The sequence below is a fragment of the Pseudomonas sp. S2_H10 genome, assembly GCF_054668285.1.
Map to the genome: position 1 here is coordinate 5,331,824 of NZ_CP162754.1, position 23,023 is coordinate 5,354,846.

At 60.7% G+C, this 23,023-nt stretch carries 20 protein-coding genes; 8 read left to right on the forward strand and 12 right to left on the reverse strand.

The features are described from left to right. The first annotated feature begins 168 nt into the window (after positions 1-168). Positions 169-4,080 carry an ATP-dependent RNA helicase HrpA gene (hrpA, locus tag AB4O16_RS24030; RefSeq protein ID WP_460155999.1) on the forward strand — a complete coding sequence of 1,304 codons (3,912 nt, stop codon included), beginning with the start codon at positions 169-171 and terminating at the stop codon, positions 4,078-4,080. 321 nt (positions 4,081-4,401) lie between these two features. Continuing rightward, positions 4,402-5,523 (forward strand): beta-ketoacyl-ACP synthase III, encoded by a 1,122-nt coding sequence (locus AB4O16_RS24035; RefSeq protein ID WP_160386428.1) that lies wholly within the window; start codon positions 4,402-4,404, stop codon positions 5,521-5,523. 272 nt (positions 5,524-5,795) lie between these two features. Here the strand turns inward: AB4O16_RS24035 and AB4O16_RS24040 are convergent, their stop codons facing one another. Continuing rightward, a complete protein-coding gene (locus AB4O16_RS24040) occupies positions 5,796-7,127 on the reverse strand; it encodes a putative porin (RefSeq protein ID WP_160386426.1) in 1,332 nt (443 codons plus the stop codon). Positions 7,128-7,407: 280 nt separating this feature from the next. On the opposite strand from AB4O16_RS24040, the gene AB4O16_RS24045 reads away from it, so the two are divergent. Next, positions 7,408-8,532 carry a GNAT family N-acetyltransferase gene (locus AB4O16_RS24045; RefSeq protein ID WP_460156000.1) on the forward strand — a complete coding sequence of 375 codons (1,125 nt, stop codon included), beginning with the start codon at positions 7,408-7,410 and terminating at the stop codon, positions 8,530-8,532. Between the two features lie 11 nt (positions 8,533-8,543). Here the strand turns inward: AB4O16_RS24045 and aqpZ are convergent, their stop codons facing one another. The 5 genes from aqpZ to AB4O16_RS24070 form a co-directional block, all read right to left on the reverse strand. Beyond that, on the reverse strand, positions 8,544-9,242 hold the full coding sequence (gene aqpZ, locus AB4O16_RS24050; protein ID WP_160386422.1) for an aquaporin Z: 699 nt from the start codon (positions 9,240-9,242) through the stop codon (positions 8,544-8,546). A 310-nt stretch (positions 9,243-9,552) separates the two neighbouring features. Next, a complete protein-coding gene (locus AB4O16_RS24055; protein WP_460156001.1) occupies positions 9,553-11,385 on the reverse strand; it encodes an ABC transporter ATP-binding protein in 1,833 nt (610 codons plus the stop codon). Positions 11,386-11,479: 94 nt separating this feature from the next. Continuing rightward, positions 11,480-12,037, reverse strand: coding sequence for a peptidylprolyl isomerase (locus AB4O16_RS24060; protein ID WP_460156002.1), 558 nt, complete (start codon positions 12,035-12,037; stop codon positions 11,480-11,482). 3 nt (positions 12,038-12,040) lie between these two features. Then, entirely contained in the window at positions 12,041-12,844 is an 804-nt protein-coding gene (locus AB4O16_RS24065; protein ID WP_160386416.1) for an alpha/beta fold hydrolase, read from the reverse strand. 14 nt (positions 12,845-12,858) lie between these two features. After that, positions 12,859-13,782 (reverse strand): LysR family transcriptional regulator, encoded by a 924-nt coding sequence (locus AB4O16_RS24070; protein WP_460156003.1) that lies wholly within the window; start codon positions 13,780-13,782, stop codon positions 12,859-12,861. Positions 13,783-13,831: 49 nt separating this feature from the next. On the opposite strand from AB4O16_RS24070, the gene AB4O16_RS24075 reads away from it, so the two are divergent. The 3 genes from AB4O16_RS24075 (at position 13,832) to AB4O16_RS24085 (ending at position 16,112) form a co-directional block, all read left to right on the forward strand. Then, positions 13,832-14,146, forward strand: a complete 315-nt coding sequence (locus AB4O16_RS24075; RefSeq protein ID WP_160386412.1) for a 3-phosphoglycerate kinase — start codon at positions 13,832-13,834, stop codon at positions 14,144-14,146. A 164-nt stretch (positions 14,147-14,310) separates the two neighbouring features. After that, complete coding sequence (locus AB4O16_RS24080; protein ID WP_460156004.1) at positions 14,311-14,910, forward strand: FMN-dependent NADH-azoreductase; 600 nt, start codon at positions 14,311-14,313, stop codon at positions 14,908-14,910. 335 nt (positions 14,911-15,245) lie between these two features. Next, positions 15,246-16,112, forward strand: a complete 867-nt coding sequence (locus AB4O16_RS24085) for a carboxylate/amino acid/amine transporter (RefSeq protein WP_460156005.1) — start codon at positions 15,246-15,248, stop codon at positions 16,110-16,112. 16 nt (positions 16,113-16,128) lie between these two features. On the opposite strand, the gene AB4O16_RS24090 is transcribed toward AB4O16_RS24085, so the two are convergent. Further along, positions 16,129-17,427, reverse strand: coding sequence for a mechanosensitive ion channel family protein (locus AB4O16_RS24090; protein WP_160389644.1), 1,299 nt, complete (start codon positions 17,425-17,427; stop codon positions 16,129-16,131). A gap of 192 nt (positions 17,428-17,619) precedes the next feature. On the opposite strand from AB4O16_RS24090, the gene AB4O16_RS24095 reads away from it, so the two are divergent. Continuing rightward, positions 17,620-18,960, forward strand: coding sequence for a DEAD/DEAH box helicase (locus AB4O16_RS24095; protein WP_150717932.1), 1,341 nt, complete (start codon positions 17,620-17,622; stop codon positions 18,958-18,960). 63 nt (positions 18,961-19,023) lie between these two features. Here AB4O16_RS24095 and AB4O16_RS24100 read toward each other — a convergent pair whose 3' ends face one another. Then, a complete protein-coding gene (locus AB4O16_RS24100; protein ID WP_460156006.1) occupies positions 19,024-19,302 on the reverse strand; it encodes a hypothetical protein in 279 nt (92 codons plus the stop codon). A gap of 172 nt (positions 19,303-19,474) precedes the next feature. Continuing rightward, complete coding sequence (locus AB4O16_RS24105) at positions 19,475-20,209, reverse strand: DUF899 domain-containing protein (protein ID WP_460156007.1); 735 nt, start codon at positions 20,207-20,209, stop codon at positions 19,475-19,477. A gap of 194 nt (positions 20,210-20,403) precedes the next feature. Here AB4O16_RS24105 and AB4O16_RS24110 point away from each other — a divergent pair, with 194 nt between their 5' ends. Continuing rightward, on the forward strand, positions 20,404-20,796 hold the full coding sequence (locus AB4O16_RS24110; RefSeq protein WP_160389647.1) for a transcriptional regulator: 393 nt from the start codon (positions 20,404-20,406) through the stop codon (positions 20,794-20,796). Between the two features lie 63 nt (positions 20,797-20,859). On the opposite strand, the gene AB4O16_RS24115 is transcribed toward AB4O16_RS24110, so the two are convergent. The 3 genes from AB4O16_RS24115 to AB4O16_RS24125 all read right to left on the reverse strand — a co-directional run bounded on the left by AB4O16_RS24115 (position 20,860) and on the right by AB4O16_RS24125 (position 22,923). After that, on the reverse strand, positions 20,860-21,729 hold the full coding sequence (locus tag AB4O16_RS24115; RefSeq protein ID WP_460156008.1) for a DUF6279 family lipoprotein: 870 nt from the start codon (positions 21,727-21,729) through the stop codon (positions 20,860-20,862). Positions 21,730-21,806: 77 nt separating this feature from the next. Continuing rightward, positions 21,807-22,529: a TorF family putative porin gene (locus AB4O16_RS24120; RefSeq protein ID WP_460156009.1), complete on the reverse strand. Its 723-nt coding sequence runs from the start codon at positions 22,527-22,529 to the stop codon at positions 21,807-21,809. A gap of 205 nt (positions 22,530-22,734) precedes the next feature. Continuing rightward, on the reverse strand, positions 22,735-22,923 hold the full coding sequence (locus AB4O16_RS24125) for a hypothetical protein (protein ID WP_015096330.1): 189 nt from the start codon (positions 22,921-22,923) through the stop codon (positions 22,735-22,737). Positions 22,924-23,023 lie beyond the last annotated feature (100 nt).

The window sequence follows — 23,023 nt, forward strand, 5'->3', positions numbered from 1 at the left end:
GAGCGAGCTTGCTCGCGATGGTCGTTAACGGTGACGCGGGAAACCTGACACCCCGTGGCGTTCTTGAGTTCATCGCGAGCAAGCTCGCTCCTACAAGGGATCTCGCTCAACCTTCAAATCTGCGACAATCCGCACCCTGCGCCACTAGACGACTGAATTGCGTACCCGATGACCGACGAATCGCCCTCCATCGACAAACTGCTGAAAAACCTCGATCACGCCATGCTCGCCGACCGCCACCGGCTGCGGCGGCAGTTGCTTGAGCTGCGCAAGAAACCCGACGAGGCCAAGCTGGCCCAGTGGGTGGCGCGCATGCAGGCGTCCTGTGAGCAGGTGCTGGCGCGCCGCGCCAGCCTGCCGGTGATTCGTTACGACGACAGTTTGCCGATCGCGGCCAAGCGCGACGAAATCAAGAAGGCGCTGGAAAAGCATCAGGTGCTGATCATCGCCGGTGAGACCGGCTCGGGTAAAACCACCCAGTTGCCGAAGATCTGCCTGGAAATCGGGCGCGGCCAGCATGGCCTGATCGGCCACACCCAGCCGCGCCGGATCGCTGCGCGCAGCGTCGCCAGCCGGGTCGCCGAAGAACTCGGCACGCCGCTGGGTGCGCTGGTCGGTTATCAGGTGCGGTTCGAGGACCAGAGCGATTCCAACACCCTGATCAAACTGATGACCGACGGCATCCTGCTGGCGGAAACCCAGAACGACCGGTATCTGGAACGCTACGACACGATCATCGTCGACGAAGCCCACGAACGCAGCCTCAACATCGACTTCCTGCTCGGCTACCTGAAAACCCTGCTGCCGCGTCGTCCGGACCTGAAAGTCATCATCACTTCGGCGACCATCGACCTTGAGCGCTTCTCCGGGCATTTCGACGATGCACCAATTGTCGAAGTCTCCGGGCGCACGTTCCCGGTGGACACCTGGTATCGCCCGCTGACGCTTGAGCAGGACGAAGAGGGTAACCGCGTCGAGGACGACCTGACGGTGGATCAGGCGATCCTCGCCACCCTCGACGAAATCGCCGCCTATGAGCGCAGCGAGCGCCGCAGTCCCGGTGACGTGCTGGTGTTCCTGCCCGGTGAGCGCGAGATTCGCGACGCCGCCGACATGCTGCGCAAGGCCCAGCTCAAGCACACCGAAATCCTGCCGCTGTACGCGCGACTGTCACCAGCCGAGCAGCAGCGGATTTTCCAGTCGCACCCGGGTCGTCGGGTGGTGCTGGCGACCAACGTCGCGGAAACCTCGCTGACCGTGCCGGGCATCCGCTACGTGATCGACAGCGGCACCGCGCGCATCAGCCGCTACAGCTACCGGGCCAAGGTCCAGCGCCTGCCGATCGAGGCGGTTTCCCAGGCCAGCGCCAACCAGCGTAAAGGCCGCTGCGGGCGAGTCGAGCCGGGTATCTGCATCCGCCTCTACAGCGAAGAAGACTTCCTCGGGCGCCCGGAATTTACCGATCCGGAAATCCTGCGTACCAACCTTGCCGCGGTCATCTTGCAGATGCTGCATCTGCGCCTTGGCGAGGTCACGGCATTCCCGTTTATCGAGCCGCCGGATGGCAAGGCCATCAGCGATGGCTACAACCTGCTGCAAGAACTCTCGGCGGTGGATCGCAACAGTCAACTGACCCCGCTCGGTCGCCAACTGGCGCGCCTGCCGGTGGACCCGCGCATGGGCCGCATGTTGCTGGAAGCGGCGAAACTCGGCAGCTTGCAGGAAGTGCTGATCGTCGCCAGCGCCATGTCGATCCAGGACCCGCGCGAGCGTCCGCCGGAACGCCAACAAGCGGCGGATCAGGCCCACGCTCAGTGGAAAGATGTCGACTCGGACTTCGCCGGACTGGTCAATCTGTGGCGTGGTTTCGAAGAGCAGCGCCAGGCGCTGACCGCCAGCCCGCTGCGCAACTGGTGCCGCAAGAACTTCCTGAATTACCTGCGCCTGCGCGAGTGGCGTGACTCCCATCGCCAGTTGAGCCTGATCTGCCGCGACATGCAGTTGAGCCTCAATAAAGAGCCGGCGGACTATCCGAAACTGCACAAAGCCGTGCTGGTTGGCCTGCTCAGCCAGATCGGGCAGAAGACCGAAGAGGGCGATTACCTCGGCGCGCGTCAGCGGCGTTTCTGGATTCACCCGTCGTCGGGCATCGGCAAGAAGCGCCCGCAGTGGCTGATGACGGCCGAATTGGTGGAAACCACCAAGCTCTACGCGCGCATGGTCGCCAAGATCGATGCCGACTGGATCGAGCCGCTGGCCGGGCACCTGATCAAGAAAAACCACTTCGAACCGCACTGGGAGAAGAAGCGCGGCCAGGTGGTTGCGTTCGAGCAGATCACCCTGTTCGGGCTGATCGTGGTCGGGCGCCGGCCGGTGCATTACGGTCCGGTGGACCCGGTGGTGTCCCGCGAACTGTTCATCCGCGAAGCGTTGGTGCGCGGGGAAATCCAGTCCGGGGCCAAGTGCCTGACGGCCAACAAGCAGTTGCTGGAACAGCTCGACGAACTGGAAGCCAAGGCCCGTCGTCGCGACATCCTCGCCGACGAAGAAACCCTGTACGCCTTCTACGACGCTCGGCTGCCGGCGGAGATCCATCAGACCGCGACCTTCGACAGCTGGTACCGGATCAACAGCCAGAAAGACCCGCAGCTGCTGATCATGCGCGAAGAAGACGTGCTGGCCCGCGAGGCCAGCGAAGTCACCGCCCAGCATTACCCGGACACGCTGCACATCGGCGATCTGGAGTTGGCGCTCAGCTACCACTTCGAACCCAACCATCCTCGGGATGGCGTGACCCTGCGCGTGCCGGCGCCGCTGTTGCCGATGCTGCCGCCGGAACGCCTGGAATGGCTGGTGCCGGGCGTCATTGAAGCCAAGTGCATTGCCCTTGTGCGCAACCTGCCCAAGGCCCTGCGCAAGAATTTCGTGCCGGTGCCGGATTTCGTCAAGGCGGCCTTGCAGCGCATGACCTTTGCCGAAGGCTCGCTGCCCCAGGCGCTGGGCCGCGAGTTGCTGCGCATGACCGGTGCGCGGGTCAGCGACGAAGCCTGGGCCGAGGCCGCGCAGCAGGTCGAAAGCCATCTGCGGATGAACCTGGAAATCGTCGACGCCCAGGGCAAGTTCCTCGGCGAAGGTCGCGATCTGGCCGAGCTGACTGCGCGTTTCGCCGAGGCCAGCCAGGCCGCGTTGGCGGTGCCGCAAACCGCGAAGAGCCAGCAGCCGGTAGAGCCGAAAGTGTTCGCCGCGGTGGCCGAAAAAACCCAACAGAAGATCGCCGGGCTGTCGATGACGGTCTATCCGGCGCTGGTTGAAGAGGCCGGCACGGTCAAGGAAGGGCGTTTTTCGACCCCGGCCGAGGCCGAGTTCCAGCATCGCCGTGCCTTGCAGCGCTTGCTGATGCAGCAACTGGCCGAACCTGCCAAGTTCCTCCGTGGCAAGTTGCCGGGCCTGACCGAGCTGGGCCTGCTGTACCGCGACATGGGGCGTGTCGATGCGCTGGTGGAAGATATTCTGCTGGCCAGTCTCGACAGCTGCATTCTCGAGGGCGAAGACCCGTTGCCCCGTGATGGCGCCGGTCTGGCGTCGCTGGCCGAGCGCAAACGTGGCGCCTGGACCGAGCACGCCGAGCGCGTGGCGAAGCTGACCCTGGAAATCCTCAAGCACTGGCACGGCCTGCAAAAGCGCTTCAAGGGCAAGATCGACCTGGCGCAAGCCGTGGCCCTGAACGACATCAAGCAGCAACTCAGCCACCTGGTGTATCCGGGGTTTGTCCGGGAAACGCCGATGCAGTGGCTCAAGGAGTTGCCGCGTTACCTCAAGGCCATCGAGCAGCGCTTCGAAAAAATCGGCGCCCAGGTGCAGCGCGACCGGGTCTGGAGCGGCGAGTTGAGCGGCCTGTGGACGCAATACCAGACCCGCGCCAACAAACACGCCCAGGAAGGCAAGCGCGATCCGCAGCTGGAGCTGTATCGCTGGTGGCTGGAGGAATACCGGGTGTCGCTGTTTGCGCAGCAATTGGGAACCAAGGTGCCGATCTCCGACAAGCGCCTGAACAAGCAGTGGAGTCAGGTAGAGCCCTGACCGAGCCCCCTGTAGGAGCCGGCTTGCTGGCGATGGCGTTCTTCAAGGCGCTATCGCCAGCAAGCCGGCTCCTACAGGTTGGCCATCTCCATTCCGAAACGCCGCTTCAGGTCGAGTCATCTCGCAAAAAGGGGCCAAAACCCACGCTTTATGGCAAACTTCGCGCCTATAAACGCCGGCCCCGCGGTTTTGAGCCTTCATGTCGCGGGCAGGTCGGAATAAAGCGATGCCAGGTTTGCGTCCCTCGGACGGGAATAGACCCTTTGTGTGTTGGTACGACGGTGCCAGCACTTTCTGCCTGAACAGATTAGAGACACGACCATGCATAACGTCGTCATCAGTGGCACCGGCCTGTATACCCCGGCCAACAGCATTTCCAACGAAGAGCTGGTCCAGTCTTTCAATGCTTACGTCGCGCAATTCAACGCGGACAACGCCGACGCCATCGCGCGCGGTGAAGTGCAGGCCTTGACCGAATCCAGCGCCGCCTTCATCGAAAAAGCTTCCGGCATCAAGAGCCGTTTTGTCATGGACAAGGAAGGCATCCTCGATCCGCAACGCATGGCCCCACGCCTGCCGGAGCGCTCCAATGACGAATGGTCGGTGCTTTGCCAGATGGCCATCGGCGCCGCCGAGCAAGCCCTGCAGCGCGCCGGCAAGACCGCCGCTGACATCGACGGCGTGATCGTCGCCTGCTCCAACCTGCAACGTGCCTACCCGGCGATTGCCATCGAAGTGCAAGAGGCGCTGGGCATCCAGGGTTTCGGTTTCGACATGAACGTGGCGTGTTCCTCGGCGACCTTTGGTATCCAGACCGCCGCCAACAGCGTGAAACTGGGGCAGGCCCGGGCGATCCTGATGGTCAACCCGGAAGTCTGCACCGGCCACCTGAACTTCCGCGACCGTGACAGCCACTTCATCTTCGGCGATGCCGCTACCGCGGTGATCATCGAACGTGCCGACCTGGCGACGTCCAAATACCAGTTCGACATCGTCAGCACCAAGCTGCTGACCAAGTTCTCCAACAACATCCGCAACAACTTCGGCTTCCTCAACCGCGGGGCGGAAGAGGGCATCGGCGCCAAGGACAAACTGTTCGTGCAGGAAGGCCGCAAGGTGTTCAAGGAAGTCTGCCCGATGGTGGCCGAGCTGATCGCCGAGCACCTGCAGGAAAACCAGCTCAACGTCAGCGACGTGAAGCGCTTCTGGCTGCACCAGGCCAACCTCAGCATGAACCACCTGATCGTCAAGAAACTGCTCGGCCGCGACGCCACCGAACAGGAAGCCCCAGTGATTCTCGACACCTACGCCAACACCAGTTCCGCCGGTTCCGTGATTGCGTTCCACAAGAACCAGGACGATCTGGCCGCCGGTTCGCTGGCCGTGCTCAGTTCGTTCGGTGCCGGTTATTCGATTGGTAGCGTGTTGCTGCGCAAGTTGTAGGAGCGCGGACTGCCCCGCATCCCGGCAGCGCCGCATTACCTGTAGGAGCGAGCATGCTCGTGATGGTCGTCAACGATGACGCTGGATGCCTGACACCCAGCGGCGATCTCAGGTTCATCGCGAGCATGCTCGCTCCTACAGGTAGGTTGACGCCAATAGAAACAGCCCGGCGTTGACCTATCGGAGGATGATGGGGACCGATAGACCAGCGTCAGGCTGTGGGGGTAACCCGGGCTTCCTTGACCGGGTCATGTAGCGGTGCTGCGGTTAAATCAGAACTTCGCTTCGGCATCCAGTTGCAGGGTGTTGATGTCCGAATCTTTCTTGTTGATGTTGGCGTTGGTCTGGTCCGAGGTCGCCATGAAGTAGGTCGCGCCCAGGGCAAAGTTCTTGTCCAGGTCGTAGCTCACTTTCAGCTTGCTGCCGCGCGAACCGGTGAAGCCGTTGGCGAAGTCGGAGTCGGTGAAGGCGCCCACCACCGCGTTACGCTGAACGTCGCGGTAGTTGTAGTCGACGTTGAAGCCATACAGCTTGGACTTCACGCCGGCCAGCCAGCCGGTGTCCTGGTCGTTGCTGGCATCGGTGTTGTTGACGTACTGACCGTAGATCGACAGCGGCACTGGCAGGTTGCTGAAGTCCAGTTGACCAAAACCTTCGTACAGCTTGAACTGTTCGCCCGGGCTGTTGCCGTTGACGGCCAGTGCGCACGGCGCGGTGACGGTGCCGCTGGTAGGGCAGGCGCTGCTGTCGTCGTTGTCGTAGGCGTAGAGGCTGCCACCCAATGTCAACTTCATGCTGTCGGTGATGGCGAAGCGACCCCCCAGCTGGCCGGCGTACAGACGCAGGTCGTGCTTGAACTGCACGCCTTCGCCGTCGACGTTGTCCTTGAGGGTGTAGTGGCCAGCGCTACCGAACAGCTCGGTGCTGCCGCTCAGCGGGTATTTGTAGGTGACCGCCAGACCTTCCGGGTTGATGTCGCTATCCCAGATGATGTCGCCCATGCTCACCCATTGTTGCGGCATCTTGCCGCCCACCAGGTGCAGGTTCTTGATCGCGTCCGGGTGATAGTCGATGTAACCCTGGTCCAGCCAGATCTGCTTCTTGTCGAAGTAGTTGTTCAGGTCCTGGTTGGTGGAGCGAGCGTCGTCGTTGCTGCCGGTGGCGATACGGATACCGGTGTCGACCTGCGAGTTGATTTCGCTGTAGGCACCCAGGCGGGCACGAATGCGCTGACGGTCCTGGTCCTTGTTGTTCGGCACGCCATCGTTGTGGACGTTTTCCTGGCGGAAGCGCACGTCGCCCTTGAACTGGGTCTTTGCCGCCCAGGCAAGTTTCTGGTCGAAGGCGCTCAGTGTGTCGGTTTTCTTCGCGGTGGCCGCGATTTGCTCGTTGGTCTCTTGCTGAGCCTGACGGGCGATCTGCTGGTCTTTCTGATCCCTGGCCAGCTCGGCTTGCAGTTCGCTGTACTGCGCGTTGGTGATCGAGCCGTTAGCCTTGAGCATGTCGAGCAGTTTGGCGTCGACTGCGGCACTGGCCGGAACACTCATGGCCAGCAACAGGCCACCGCACAAGGCCGCCGCAGTTTTCGTGGAAGCAAGACGCATATCAATCTCCGAAGATGAGAGGGGATGACTGAGCCATCCGGGACACAACCGACCATAAGGGGCGGAAAACAGTGGCCGGGTATAACCCGGCGCTCTAAAAACAGGCGCCAGTATCGCGATCGTTTATTACAGAGCGGTGGCAATGTGATGTCATGTCCATGACGATACAAAGTCGCCCTGAACTATTGAGTTAGAGCGCTGTCGTCGTTTTGACCGTGTGCATTGCCGGGCGATAGGCGATACTCGCGGGGCTTTCACGCCATGATGAGTGAGGACGGTGATGCCGTTGCAACGCCTGCAAAGACTGTCGGAAATCGCCCCGCAAACCTGGGACGCCCTGGTGCCCGAGACGCAGCCTTTTCTGCGTCACGCTTTTTTGAGCGCCCTGGAAGACAGCGGCAGCGTCGGCCCCCATTCCGGCTGGCAGCCCGAACATTTGCTGCACATTGAAGGTGAGCGCCTGATCGCCGCTCTGCCCAGCTATCGCAAGTGGCATTCCTACGGCGAGTACGTGTTCGATCACGCCTGGGCCGATGCCTGCGAGCGCGCCGGCATCGATTACTACCCCAAGCTGTTGACCGCGGTGCCGTTCAGCCCGGTCACCGGGCCGCGGCTGTTGGCGGCCAGGGTAGAGGATGGTTTCGAACTGTTGAAAAGCCTGCCGGGCTACCTCGAGATAGAAGGGCTCTCCAGCGCGCACATCAACTTCACCGATCCGTTCACCGATGCGGCACTGAGCGAGCAGCCCGGCTGGCTGCAGCGCGTGGGCTGTCAGTATCACTGGCAGAATCGCGGCTACCGGGATTTCCAGGACTTCCTCGACGTGCTCAGTTCGCGCAAGCGCAAACAGATGCGCAAGGAGCGCGAGCAGGTGGCGGTGCAGGGTTTTGAGTTCGAATGGCTGGAAGGGCGGGAACTGAGCCAGGCGCAATGGGATTTTGTCTATGCCTGCTACGCCAATACCTACGCGGTGCGCCGGCAAGCACCGTATCTGACGCGAGAGTTTTTCAGCCTGTTGGCCGAACGTATGCCGGAGTCGATTCGCGTGGTGCTGGCCAGGCAGGGTTCACGGCCGGTGGCGATGGCGTTCAGCCTGGTGGGGGGCGACAGCTTTTATGGCCGTTACTGGGGATGCCTGGCGGAGTTCGATCGCCTGCATTTCGAGACCTGTTTCTACCAGGGAATGGATTATGCCATCGCCAATGGCTTTCAGCGTTTCGATGCCGGGGCCCAGGGCGAACACAAACTGATTCGTGGGTTCGAGCCAGTGATTACGCATTCCTGGCATTACCTGCGGCATCAGGGGTTGAAAGCGGCGGTGAAGGACTTTCTGCAGCAAGAGAGGTTAGGAGTGCTGGCGTATGCAGAGGAAGCGAAGTCAGCCTTGCCTTATCGACAAGGCTGACCTTCAGCGTTTCAGCTTTCTTCCTTGCCCAGCCAGCGATACAGCACGCCGCCGACAATGGCGCCGAGCAGTGGCGCGACCCAGAACATCCACAGTTGTTGAATCGCCCAGCCGCCGACGATCAGCGCCGGCCCGGTGCTGCGCGCCGGGTTGACCGAGGTGTTGGTGACCGGAATCGAAATCAGGTGGATGAGTGTCAGCGCCAGGCCGATGGCAATCGGAGCCAGGCCAGCCGGCGCACGTTTATCGGTGGCGCCGAGGATGATCAGGATGAACATCGCGGTCATCACCAGTTCAGTGACAAACCCTGACGCCATCGAATAACCACCGGGCGAATGTTCGCCATAGCCGTTGGACGCCAGGCCTCCCGCCAGTTCGAACCCGGGTTTGCCGCTGGCGATGAAGTACAGCAGGGCGGCTGCAATCACGCCGCCAATCACTTGGGCAACGATGTAGGCCGGCAACTCACTGGCCGGAAACCGCCCACCCACCACCAGGCCGAGGGATACCGCAGGATTGAGATGACAACCGGAAATATGGCCGATGGCGAAAGCCATGGTCAGCACTGTCAGGCCAAACGCGAAAGACACCCCGAGCAGGCCGATCCCCACCTCCGGAAAAGCTGCTGCCAATACCGCACTGCCGCAACCACCCAACACCAGCCAGAACGTACCTACCAACTCTGTAGCCGAACGTTTTAACAGAGACATAGAGAGTGCCCTTTCGAGATTATGCTGCCTTGAGCATCCAGCCGATGGACTGCAGAACCACCTCCAGAACGTTGAAGTGAGTACAGCACGGTTTTTTCAGAATTCCAGCAGGCATAAAAAAACGCCAGGCCCTGTGTTTGACAGGCTCTGGCGGTTATTTCGATTTTCGGTATGGCGCTTATCCCTGTGGGAGCGAGCTTGCTCGCGATAGCGGTGGACCAGACAACATTGCTATCGACTGACACTCCGTCATCGTCGGAACGCCGCCCGGAGCAAGCTCGCTCCCACAGGTTTTGTGGCCACCGCAAACTCAATCAATCCCGACAAACCCACCAGTCTGGTGTTGCCACAACCGTGCATACAAACCGCCATGGGCGAGCAGTTCTGCATGGGTGCCGGTCTCGGCGATCTTGCCGTTTTCCAGCACTACCAGCCGGTCCATCCGGGCGATGGTCGAGAGCCGGTGAGCGATGGCGATCACGGTTTTGCCCTGCATCAGGGTTTCGAGGCTTTCCTGGATCGCCGCTTCGACTTCCGAATCCAGTGCCGAGGTGGCCTCGTCCATGATCAGGATCGGCGCGTCCTTGAGCAACACTCGGGCAATGGCGATGCGCTGGCGCTGGCCACCGGAGAGTTTCACCCCGCGTTCACCGACGTGGGCATCGAAGCCCGTGCGGCCTTCAGCGTCCGACAGCGAAGGAATGAAACCGTCAGCCCGGGCCTTGTGCACCGCTTCCCAGAGCTGGGCATCGGTGGCATCGGGTTTGCCATACAGCAGGTTGTCACGGATCGAGCGGTGCAGCAGCGACGTGTCCTGGGTGATCATGCCGATGCGTTCGCGCAGGCTTTCCTGGCTGACGTCGGCGATGTTCTGGCCGTCGACCAGGATGCGTCCGCCTTCGACGTCGTACAGGCGCAGCAGCAGGTTCACCAGGGTCGACTTGCCGGCACCGGACGGGCCGATCAGGCCGATTTTTTCGCCGGCCTTGATGGTCAGGTTCAGGTCGCCGATGATCCCGCTCTGCTTGCCGTAGTGGAAGTCCACCTGTTCGAAGCGCACTTCGCCACGGGCCACCGCCAAAGGTTTGGCCTGGTCGCGGTCGGTCACGCTGACCGGTTGCGAGATGGTCTGCAGGCCGTCCTGGACCATGCCGATGTTTTCGAAGATGCCGGTCACCACCCACATGATCCAGCCGGACATGTTGACGATGCGGATCACCAGGCCGGTGGCCAGGGCAATCGCGCCGACGCTGATCAGCGACTGCGTCCACAACCACAGGGCCAGGCCGGTGGTGCAGACGATCAGCAAGCCGTTCATGCTGGTGATGACCACGTCCATGCTGGTGACCACGCGGCCGGCCAGTTGGGCTTTTTCGGTCTGTTCCTTGATCGCTTCGCGGGCGTATTGCTGTTCGAAGTTGGTGTGGGCGAACAGCTTCAGGGTGGTGATGTTGGTGTAGCCGTCGACAATCCGCCCCATGAGTTTGGAGCGCGCATCGGACGCCACCACCGAGCGGTCCTTGACCCGTGGCACGAAGTAGCAGAGGGCGCCGATGAAGGCGAAGATCCACGTCAACAGCGGGATCATCAGGCGCCAGTCGGCTTCGGCGAACAGCACCAGCGAACTGATGGCGTAGATCAACACATGCCACAACGCATCCACGGCTTGCACCGCGGAATCGCGCAGTGAGTTGCCGGTTTGCATGATGCGTTGGGCGATGCGCCCGGCGAAGTCGTTCTGGAAGAAATTCAGGCTCTGCTTGAGCACGTAGCTGTGGTTCTGCCAGCGGATCATGCTGGTCATGCTGGGGCTCAGGGTCTGGTGCACCAGCAGGTCATGCAAGCCCACGAATATCGGGCGCAGCACCAGCGCAACCACCACCATCCAGGTCAGTTCGAGGGCGTGCTCGCGGAACAGATTGACGTTCGGCGTGCCCTGGGCCAGGTCGATGATGCGGCTCAGGTAGCTGAACAACGCCACCTCGATCAATGCACCCGCCAGGCCGACGATCAGCAGAGCGGCGAAACTCGGCCACACCTGCTTGAGGTAATAAGTGTAGAAAGGGAAAACCCGGTCCGGCGGAGACGCCGTCGGTGCTTCACGGAAAACATCGATCAGTTTTTCAAAGCGGCGATAAAGCATTGGTTATTCGCCCGCGAACGGGCTCTCCTTTTAACGGTGTGAGCGTTGCCGGCAATCACCGGCAACGGCTCGGACATCCTTGTCCAGCTTGGTCTCAGTCGATGCGCTTGGCCGACTTGATGAACACCGGGTCGGCCGGAACGTCCTTCATGCCGCCACGAGTGGTAGTCGGCGAATTGACGATGATGTCGACCACGTCCATGCCCTTGACCACTTTGCCGAACACCGCGTAGCCGTCGCCCTGGTCAAGGAAGTCGTTGTCCTTGACGTTGATGAAGAACTGGCTGGTGGCCGAGTCAGGCACCGAGGTACGGGCCATGGACAAGGTGCCACGCACGTTGACCAGGCCGTTCTTGTGCTCGTTCTTGATCGGTTCTTTGGTTTCTTTTTGTTGCATCTGTTGGGTGAAACCGCCGCCTTGAACCATGAAGCCCGGGATCACACGGTGGAAAATTGTGTTGTTGTAAAAACCACTGTCCACATATTGAAGAAAGTTCTTGGTACTGATCGGGGCCTTGACCGGGTCCAGTTCGATTTCGATCTGGCCGTTGGTGGTGTCCAGCAGCACGTGCGGGGCCTTTTCCGGCGTCGCGGCCATCAGGTTGGCGGCAAACAGGACAGAGCCTGCGGCGAGGGCGATTTTTTTCAGCATGGGTCAATGATCCTGAGTGGTGGTGTCGACTGTGGTCAGAAATTCCAGCAGTGTCTGGTTGAAGTGTTCCGGCTGGTCCAGCGGCGTGGCGTGGCGTGAATCGGCGATGACCACCAGCCGCGCATCGGGCAGCAGTTTTACGTAGTTTTCCTTCAGCGCCACCGGCGTGTAGTCACGGTCGGCGCTGACAACGAGGGTTGGACAGGTGACTTTCGAAAGTCGTTCCTGAACCCCCCAGCCCACAATGGCATTGAAGCTGGCGAGATAAGCATGTTTGTCGTTTTTTGCCCAGCGCTCGGCCATTTTTTCTCGCAAGTCGGCCTGTCCGGGATTCGGGAACAATTTGCTGCCCAATGCCTTGCCGATGGTGCGCAGGCTGAGTGCGTGCATCAGGCTCCAGCGCTTGAACCACTGCCAGTAGTCATCGCGGCTGCGCAGTTTGACCTCTGGCGCACTGTTGACGATGCACAGGCTCTTGAGCAGTTGCGGCTGATCCACGCCCAACTGGAAGCCGATCATGCCGCCCATGGACAGGCCGACATAATGTGCCGGGCCGAGATCGAGGTGCTCGATCAGCGCGACCAGGTCAGCGCTGAATCCGGCAATGCTGTAGCGCTCCCGGGGTTTGTCCGAACGGCCGTGACCGCGCACGTCCGGGACGATCACCCGGTAGCGGGTGGCAAGTGCCGGGATCTGTTTTTCCCAGTCCAGGGTACTGGAGCCCAGGCCATGGACCAGCAGCAGCGGCGTGCCGTGGCCATATTCCTCATAGTGCAGGTTGCAACCTTCGTGTTCGAAATAGGCCATGCATACACTCCGTGTCAGGCTTGTTCGGGGGCGGCGAACGGTGCGTCCAGTGGTGCGGTGTCGAACGTACGCAGCAGTTCGATGAGAATCTGCGTGGCCGGCCCGAGCGGTTTGTCCTTGTTCGAATAGAGGTAAAAGCTCGGGTTGCGGCTACCGCCCTGATCCAACGGTAGCAGCTTGAGCGTACCTTCCCTGAGTTCCCGTTCGATCATGTGCCGGGGTAGCCACGCAAATCCCAGGCCGCTGCTGACGAAGGTCGCGGCGGTGGCCAGGCTGCCGACGGTCCAGCGTTGTTCGGCACCGAGCCAGCCGACGTCCCGCGGTTGCTGGCGGCCCGAGTCGCGGATCACCACCTGCATCTGGCTTTCCAGGTCCTGGAAGCTCAGCTCGCGGTTGAGGCGGTGCAGGGGGTGCTCCGGGTGGGCGACCGCGACGAACTCGACGTCGCTCAATTCCGCGCCCAGATAGCCAGGAATGCTGAACCCGGTGATGGCCAGGTCGGCCACGCCCTCGAGCAGGACTTCCTCCACGCCCGACAGCACCTCCTCACGCAGACGCACCCGGCAGCCACGGCTTTGCGGCATGAACGCGGTCAAGGCGCGCACGAGGCGGGCACTGGGGTAGGCGGCATCGACCACCAGGCGCACTTCGGCTTCCCAGCCCTGCTCCATGTGATGGGCCAGGTCTTCGAGTTGGCTGGCCTGTTTCACCAGTTGCCGGGAGCGGCGCAGCAGCACGCCGCCGGCATCGGTCAACACGGCCTTGCGTCCGTCGATGCGCAGCAACGGCACGCCGAGCTGATCCTGCATGCGTGCCACGGTGTAGCTGACCGATGATTGCGAGCGATGCAGCGCCTCGGCGGCCTGGGCGAAACCACCGTGATCGACCACGGCTTGCAGCGTTCGCCATTGATCAAGGGTCACGCGGGGCGCTTTCATGTTGAGCTCCTCTTGTCCTAAGCTGGCAGCCCTTACTGGAGGCTGCTGAATGAAAAAATTCTGTTGTGTGCTGCTGGCGCTGCTACCGCTGACCGCGTTTGCTTATCCGATCGATGTGCAGAAGAACCTCAACGGAATGAAGATCGACTTCGAAACCTTCGATACCGACAGCGACATCGGTTCGATTCGGGTGGCCAACTACGGCGACGTCGATGCGAGCTGCAAGGCGGTATTCAGCAATGGTCCGGAAGCACCCCGGACCCGCAAGATCGATGTACCGGCCGGCAAACACAAAAACGCCACGGCCAAATTCAGCCGCAACATCATCAAATTGCGCATCGAGCTGACCTGCACCCCGAAGTGAACCTCGATCCCCTGTGGGAGCAAGCCCGGCCCCACAGGGTGCATTGAGGTTATAAACGAATTTATTGATGGGTTATAGCAGTTATTTGCGCTTTTTCATCGATATGACTCTGTTTAACCTTCACTCCATCGACCTACAGCATTCTCAGATGGAGCCTACATCCCATGTCCCGCGTTCTGATCATCGAAAGCAGTGCCCGTCAGCAAGACTCGATTTCCCGTCAACTGACCCAGACCTTCATCAGCCAGTGGAAAGCGGCTCACCCGAATGACCAGATCACCGTCCGCGACCTGGCCGTCAAGCCGGTGCCGCACCTGGACAGCAACCTGCTGGGTGGCTGGATGAAATCCGCCGAGCAGCGCAGTGACATCGAGCAGACGTCCCTGGAGCGCTCCAACCAGTTGACCGATGAACTGCTCGCCGCCGATGTAGTGGTCATGGCCGCGCCTATGTACAACTTTGCGATCCCCAGCACCCTGAAAGCCTGGCTCGACCATGTGCTGCGTGCGGGCGTGACCTTCAAATACACCGAAACCGGTCCGCAAGGTTTGCTCAGCGGCAAGCGCGCCTATGTGCTGACGGCTCGTGGCGGCATCTACGCCGGCAGCACCGCCGATCACCAGGAACCGTACCTGCGTCAGGTCATGGGCTTCATCGGCATCCACGACGTGACGTTCATCCACGCCGAAGGCATGAACCTGGGCGGTGATTTCCAGGAGAAAGGCCTGAACCAGGCGAACGCCAAGCTTTCGCAAGTGGCCTGAGCCGTTAATCGCCAGATAATCGCTGGATGGTCTAGTGACCTGGCGCAACCCTTCAAGCCTGTACGCGCATCGAACCTCCCTTCGCACTTGTTGCTCCTGAGTGCCCTGGCCCGATTGAACGCTTTAGCGAGATCGGGCTTTTTTTTGCCTGCGATTCTGCAAAACAACCTGTAGGAGCCGGCTTGCCGGCGATAGCGGTGTATCAGGCAATACCATCGTTGACTGACACGCCCTCATCGCCGGCAAGCCGGCTCCTACAAGGTTTTGTATTGCTTGATCGTTCGCGGTACAAGGCAAAAACCGCTATCGTCGCCGCCATTCGAAACGAGGCGAGCATGGGCTATCTACTTTTTGTCACGCTGATCCAAGCGTTTTCCTTCAGTTTGATCGGCGAATACCTGGCCGGTCATGTCGACAGTTACTTTGCGGTGCTGGTGCGTGTGCTGCTGGCAGGGCTGGTGTTCATTCCACTGACCCGCTGGCGCTCGGTGGAGCCGGCCTTCATGCGCGGCATGCTGCTGATCGGCGCGCTACAGTTCGGCGTGACCTACGTCTGCCTGTACCTGAGCTTTCGCGTCCTGACGGTGCCGGAAGTGCTGCTGTTCACCATTCTCACGCCGCTGCACGTGACCCTGATCGAAGACGCACTGAATCGTCGCTTCAATCCCTGGGCCCTGGTCGCGGCGCTGGTGGCGGTTGCGGGGGCGGCGGTGATTCGCTTCGACCGGATCAATCCGGATTTCTTCATGGGGTTCCTGCTGCTGCAACTGGCCAACTTCACCTATGCCGCCGGGCAGGTGCTCTACAAACACCTGGTCGCCCGCCATCCGAGCGACCTGCCGCATTACCGGCGTTTCGGCTACTTCTACCTCGGCGCCCTGGCCGTGGTATTGCCGGCGTTTCTGCTGTTGGGCAAACAGGACTTCCTGCCTGAAGCACCGCTGCAATGGGGCGTATTGCTATTCCTCGGTCTGGTCTCGAGCGCTTTGGGGCTCTACTGGTGGAACAAAGGTGCGTGCCTGGTCAGCGGCGGGACCCTGGCGGCGATGAACAACCTGCATGTGCCGGTGGGGTTGCTGATCAACCTGCTGATCTGGAACCAGCATGAGGAACTGGGGCGCCTGTTGCTCGGCGGTTCGGTGATTCTGCTGGCGGTGTGGATCAGTCGGTTGGGTGCGCGCCAGTCGGTAGCTGCACGCTAAAGCTGTAGGAGCGGGGCTACATGATGTGTTTTTCGGGCTCGGGAATGTAACTTGCACCGAGCACCGCAGGCAGCAACCCCGCACGCAAATCCGTTCCGCTCGGCTGCTGATACAGGCTCAAGCCAAACTCCGGCAGCACCGCCAGCAGGTAGTCGAAAATATCCCCCTGGATCCGCTCGTAATCGGCCCACGCCGTGGTCCCGGTGAAGCAGTAGATTTCCAGCGGGATACCCTGGGCCGTGGTCTGCATCTGGCGGACCATGCAGGTCATGTTCGGCTGGATCCCCGGGTGAGTCTTCAGGTAGGCCAGCGCATAGGCGCGGAAAGTGCCGATGTTGGTCATCCGCCGACGGTTGGCCGACATGGCCGCGACGTTGCCCTGGGCTTCGTTCCAGGCCTTGAGTTCTGCCTGCTTGCGGGCCATGTAGTCGGTGAGCAAGTGCACCTGGGACAGCTTCTGTTCCTCGTCGTCGCGCAGAAAGCGAACGCCGCTGGCGTCGATGAACAGGCTGCGCTTGATTCGCCGGCCACCGGAAGCCTGCATGCCGCGCCAGTTCTTGAACGACTCGGACATCAGGCGCCAGGTCGGGATCGAGACGATGGTCTTGTCGAAGTTCTGCACCTTGACCGTGTGCAGGGTGATGTCCACCACATCGCCGTCTGCACCGACCTGGGGCATTTCGATCCAGTCGCCGACCCGCAGCATGTCGTTGCTGGTCAATTGCACGCTGGCGACGAACGACAGCAGGGTGTCCTTGTAGACCAACAGGATCACCGCGGACATGGCGCCCAGACCCGACAGCAGCAACAGCGGCGAACGGTCGATCAGCGTGGCGACGATGATGATCGCGCCAAATACGTACAAGACCATTTTCGCCAGTTGCACATAGCCCTTGATCGAGCGGGTGCGGGCGTGCTCGGTGCGGGCATAGATGTCCAGCAGTGCGTTGAGCAGGGCGCTGACCGCCAGCAGCAGGAACAGGAAGGTGAAGGACAGCGCGACGTTGCCGAGGAAGTTCAGGCTGGTTTTGCTCAGGTCCGGCACCAGATTGAGACCGAACTGGATCACTAGCGAAGGCGTGATCTGCGCCAGGCGATGGAACACCTTGTTCTGCAGGAAATCATTGACCCAGTGCAAGGCCGGCTGGCGGCCGAGCATTTTGGTCGCGTGCAATATGAGGTAGCGCGCCACCCGTCCGAGGAACAGCGCAATCGCCAACAGCAACAACAGTGACAGGCTGGAGTGTATGAGCGGGTGCTGATCGAGGGCACCCCAAAGGTCCAGGACGTTGGTCCAGAGCTGTTTGATATCCATGGTTAAAAACGATTCTTCTGTAGGACGCGAGTGGCGATTAGAGCATTTAAGACGCTTTGTATTGCGTTTGTGGAAAAAACAGGCAACAAAAAACCAACTGTTTACCGCCATTTGCATAAAGAAACTCGGCCTGAGCGCTCGAAACCGTTACCCTATGCAGCTGTTTTTTTGCATTTCTTCGAGGTAGCACCCGTGTTTTCCCAATTCGCCCTGCACGAACGCCTGCTCAAAGCCGTGGCCGAGCTGAAATTTGTCGAGCCAACGCCTGTGCAAGCCGCGGCCATCCCGCTGGCGCTCCAGGGGCGTGACCTGCGGGTGACGGCGCAAACCGGTAGCGGCAAAACCGCTGCATTCGTTTTGCCCATCCTCAACCGTCTGATCGGCCCGGCGAAAATCCGCGTCAGCATCAAGACCCTGATCCTGCTGCCGACCCGCGAACTGGCCCAGCAGACCCTGAAGGAAGTTGAACGCTTCTCGCAGTTCACTTTCATCAAGTCCGGCCTGATCACCGGCGGCGAAGATTTCAAGGTCCAGGCCGCGATGCTGCGCAAGGTGCCGGACATCCTGATCGGTACGCCGGGCCGGATGATCGAGCAACTGAACGCCGGCAACCTCGATTTGAAAGAAGTTGAAGTGCTGGTGCTCGACGAAGCCGACCGCATGCTCGACATGGGCTTTGCCGATGACGTGCAGCGTCTGGTGGACGAGTGCACCAACCGTCAGCAGACCATGCTGTTCTCCGCCACTACCGGTGGTTCGGGCCTGCGCGAGATGATCGCCAAGGTCCTGAACAACCCTGAGCACTTGCAGCTCAACGCGGTCAGCCAGCTGAACGAGACGACCCGTCAGCAAATCATCACCGCTGACCACAACCAGCACAAAGAACAGATTGTGAACTGGCTGCTGGCCAACGAGACCTACCAGAAGGCGATCGTCTTCACCAACACCCGGGCCATGGCCGACCGTATCTACGGTCGCCTCGTTGCCCAGGAATACAAGGCGTTCGTGCTGCACGGCGAGAAAGACCAGAAGGATCGCAAACTGGCGATCGACCGCTTGAAGCAGGGCGGGGTGAAAATCCTCGTGGCCACCGACGTCGCCGCTCGCGGCCTGGACGTGGACGGCCTGGACCTGGTGATCAACTTCGACATGCCGCGCAGTGGCGACGAATACGTGCACCGCATCGGTCGTACCGGTCGCGCCGGCAACGATGGCCTCGCCATCTCGCTGATCTGCCACGGCGACTGGAACCTGATGTCGAGCATCGAGCGCTACCTGAAGCAGACCTTCGAGCGCCGCACCATCAAGGAAGTCAAAGGCACCTACGGCGGACCGAAGAAGGTCAAGGCCTCGGGCAAGGCTGTCGGCGTGAAGAAGAAAAAGACCGACGCCAAGGGCGACAAGAAAAAAACCGCCGCCAAGACCCCGACCAAGCGCAAGAGCGCCAACCGGCCGAAGAGCGATTCGCTGGTCAGCAAGGACGGCATGGCCCCGCTCAAGCGCCGCAAGCCGGAAGCGCCAGCGGCTGAGTAAGTCGTTGTAAGCGACCCAGGAAAAACCCGGACAGTGTCCGGGTTTTTTTAGGCCTGGCGTTTATCAGCTTTCGGCTTTCTTCTCGGCGGTGCCTAGCTCTTTCAAGCGCTGATCGATCAACTGGCACTTGTCCGGCAAGTCTTTCGCGGCCGTACCCAGGTCCATTTTCTGCAATTCGTCGTTGATCTCTTTGGCCTTGGTCGGGTTCTGCTCGGTGAGCCTGGCCACTTCCCGGGCCAGTTGTTCACGTTTGGCGGTGGCTTCCTCGGGCGTGCAGGCCCAGGCGGGCAGGGCGCAGGCGAGGGCAGTGGCGAGAGTGAGCGTCTTCAGCAGTGATTTCATGGGCGTGGGCCTCAGATCCGGTCAAGGCGGGTTAACCGGTTGAGCGTTGGCCAATGGGGAAAGTTCAGTCTGTGATTGGTCATCACAGGTTTTGTGAACACCACAGAAACCTGTGGGAGCGTGGCTTGCTCCGGGCGGCGCTCCGACGAAGGCCGCGCCTCGATGTCTGGGGCTAACCACCATGACAGCAGCTCGACTTCTCCTGTTCCTCATATTTGTCGTGATGCCGCACCCACTCCATGATTTCCTCTTCGTTGCGGCCCTTGGGCGTCAGGTCGAGGTAGTTGTAGGCGCCGACCAGCATGTCCAGGCCGCGGGCATAGGTGGAGTAGGTGTGGAAAATTTCCCCGGCGTCATTGCGATAAAACACGCTTAGACCGGGTAGTTCTTCCTCGGCGCCGTCGGTTTTTTCGTAGTTGTACGTAGCTTTTCCGGCGGCGACGTCTTCGGCCCGGGCGGTGACGCCAAAGTCGTAGTTGAAATCGCAGCCTTCGGACGATACCCAGTCGAATTTCCAGCCCATGCGTCGTTTGAACGCCTGGAATTCGGCGAAGGGTGCGTGGGAAACCGCTACCACGGCCACGTCATGGTGGGCCAGGTGCTGGTTGGCGCCGTCGATGTGATCGCTGAGGTACGAGCAACCGGGGCAGCCCTCGTCCCAGCCCTCGGCGAACATGAAGTGGTAGATGACCAACTGGCTGCGGCCGCCGAACAGGTCCGCCAGCTTCAGTTCGCCTTTGGGCCCCTGGAAGTGGTAGTCCTTGTCGATTTTCACCCAGGGCAGGGCGCGGCGTTCGGCGCTGAGCTTGTCCCTTTCCTTGGTGAAGGCTTTCTCGCGGGCCAGGTGCTGTTTGCGGGCGGCGAGCCATTCTTCCCGCGATACGACGGGATGATTCTGAATGTTCATGATGTTTTCTCCTGCGTGGGGCGGGGAGGTGACTTACACAGCCTAGTCGTTTGGCTTGGGCGGATTTCGACAGGCCGCCGGTCGGTCGTCAGCAAAAGCCCGGCTGAACGGCTGCGCGGCGTACCGGTCACAACCTGTAAGGCCCGATCAATTGCACGGGCATCCATCCAACGGGCACCGGAGGTTGAATCAGGATGACGACTTACAACTGGGACTTGATTGAGCGCTTGCTGCATGAAGCGCAAAACAGCGCGGGCCACAGCTTCACACCGCGGCCTTACGCCGAACAGCATGCCGCGCAGAAAGCCGCGGAAGGTGAGCCGATTGAAAACCTTGATCACCTGAAATCGGTGGCGGGCGAGTACGAAAAGTTACTGCTGGAGCGGGGCTACATCGAGCCGCGGCCGGAGGATGAAGGCGGCACGGGCGCCAATTACATTTTGACGACGCGCGGTTCGCGCCTGTTGAGCCTGATCGACAGCAGCATTCCCGGCAATGATCACCCGCGGCAGGTGCTGGACGAGCAAGACGATGCGCTGGATGAGATGACCTTCGATGAGGTGGCGTCGAAGGCGCAGATCGCCTGACGTTCTCCTGCAATCCTGTGGAAACACCCCTGTAGGAGCGAGCAGGCTCGCTCCTACATGTTCCTAACCTTGTGTCGCTGCTTTCAGACACTTCAGATCACTGAAGTCCTTCCTCACACCCTCGATTTTCTTCAGCAATCGCTCGCGCTGGCTCGGCGTGCTTTGTGCCATGAGATCCACGAACAGCGAACGTGCCTGGGCCTCGGTCCTGGCAAAGGCTTGGCGATAGGCCGGCGTCCACAAACTTTCACGATTGACCAGAAGCGTCTCGATGCGTTGTAAGAATTCTGCACTCTGGCGTTGCGCAACGGCCGCGCTTAACTGCTTCTGCCAATGGACACGGTTGGCAAGCCACTGGGTATTCTGATCACCCAGGGCGTTCGACCATGCGGTTACCCGCTGCTGCTGGGCCGTGCTCAGTGGTCCGAGCCAGTCGTTCAGGCGCTTTTCCATGCGTGCGCCACGCTGGCTGACCTGCTGCTCGAGGGAGGGCTTGAGGTATTCTTCCTGGCGTTTGCGCCGGTCCTTGGCGAAGGCTTCATTCATCTCCGCGACCTGCTTGTCATCCAGCCCTTGCAGCAATTCGATGGCCGAAGGGACGATTTCCCGCGCGGTCTCGGCGATCGCCTGTTCGGCTTCCTGGGCGCGGGCCTGCAAGGCGGCATCGGTGACCTGATTGCTCTCGATCATGGTTTGCAGGCGGTCGAGCCAGTCGAGGTAGCCAGGCAGTTGGGTGGTGCAGTGCCAGCTCAGGTGTTCTTTCAGGCGTTCGTCCAGCCAGCTTTTCTGCTCGCCGTTCATGTCCAGGTAGTCGCTGAGCGTCCAGGGGATGATCACGTCGAGATTGCGGTAGGCCAGGCCCATGCGGCTGCACGCGCCGAGGGCGAGGGAAATGCTCAGGACAACGGCGATATGTTTGAACCAGCGGGACATGGGCGAATCCTTGCGAAAGCCAGTCTTCGGGGTCTGATTCTCATGTGAACCCGGGAGGAGCCCGGCAGTTCAGCCGATCAATAGAACGCGTGTTCAGCCTTGAGCGTCACCAGCCCGTCACACTGGCTGTTGTGCCCGGCATAGGCCGAGCAACCGCTGCCGCTGAGGCTGGAGTCACTGTAGATCAGGTTGAGGTCGATGCCCATGAACGGGCGGGACAACTTCAGCGACCAATCGGTAAAACTGCCTACATACCCACCATCCACCGCCACGGGTGTATTGAATTGGTGGGTGGTGTATTTCAGGCTGATGCCGACACCGAACGGTTGATTGCCGCTCAAGTCAGCGAACAATGTGTTGTTCTGTTTGTCCGGGTCATTGCTGAAGGCGATGCCGAAACGGTTGCCGAGCAAGGTCAGGCCGCCGAACAGTTCCTGACTGTCGGGGGTTGTGACTTCAGGGTAGCTGTAGCGGATCAGGCCCACTTCGTAGCCGAGGGTTTGATCGAAGGGTTGTTTAAAACCCATGTAGGAGTCGATCTCGAGGTCTTTCCCCGGGCTGATGCCCATGCTGGGCGACCATTGGCCCACGTAGAAACCGCTGTCGTGGCTCAGGTCCAGGCCACCGTGGAACGAGCCCACGGCCGAAGGCTTGACCAGGCCCTGGGCCATGCTGCGGCTGGGAGTGGTGCCGAGCTTGAGGTCGAAGCCGCCCAGCTCACGCTGAAAGATTTGTGCCTGTGCGCCGGAGCATGCCAGCAGACCGCCGAGCAATGCCGATAAACAGGAAGATTTGAACATGCGTCACTCCATGAACAGCGAGGGCAGGCTGGGGAGCCCGCTGAAACGCTTGATCCAGACGTGTGCAAGGATACCGGCGAATGATCGGCAGCGAAGGCCGTTCGTCGATTTACAGGGCTGGATGGTGTAGCGCAGGGGGTGAAGAGGGTTCCAGTCCAAGCGCTTCGAAGCTCAAAGCGCTTTGGGACCAGGTGACGCGAGGGGGTTACTTTTTGCCCAGGGTGATCTGCTTGGACGGGCCGAACGTCTGGCCGCTGACGCCTTTGGCAATTTGCTGGATTTCACCGCCGGACTTGAGGAACGCAGCGATCTGGCTGTTGATCGACTCGCTGGTTTCGACGGCTGGAGCTGGCTTTGCTTTGCTGGTGGATGCTTTTACGCGCATGGCGGCCATTAACCTGTAGAAAATTAACTTGGCCAAGCATCGTACAGGAATTACCTGATAATTGCTTGGCAAATATCCCCTCGGCATATTCGTCGAGTCGGGATAATCA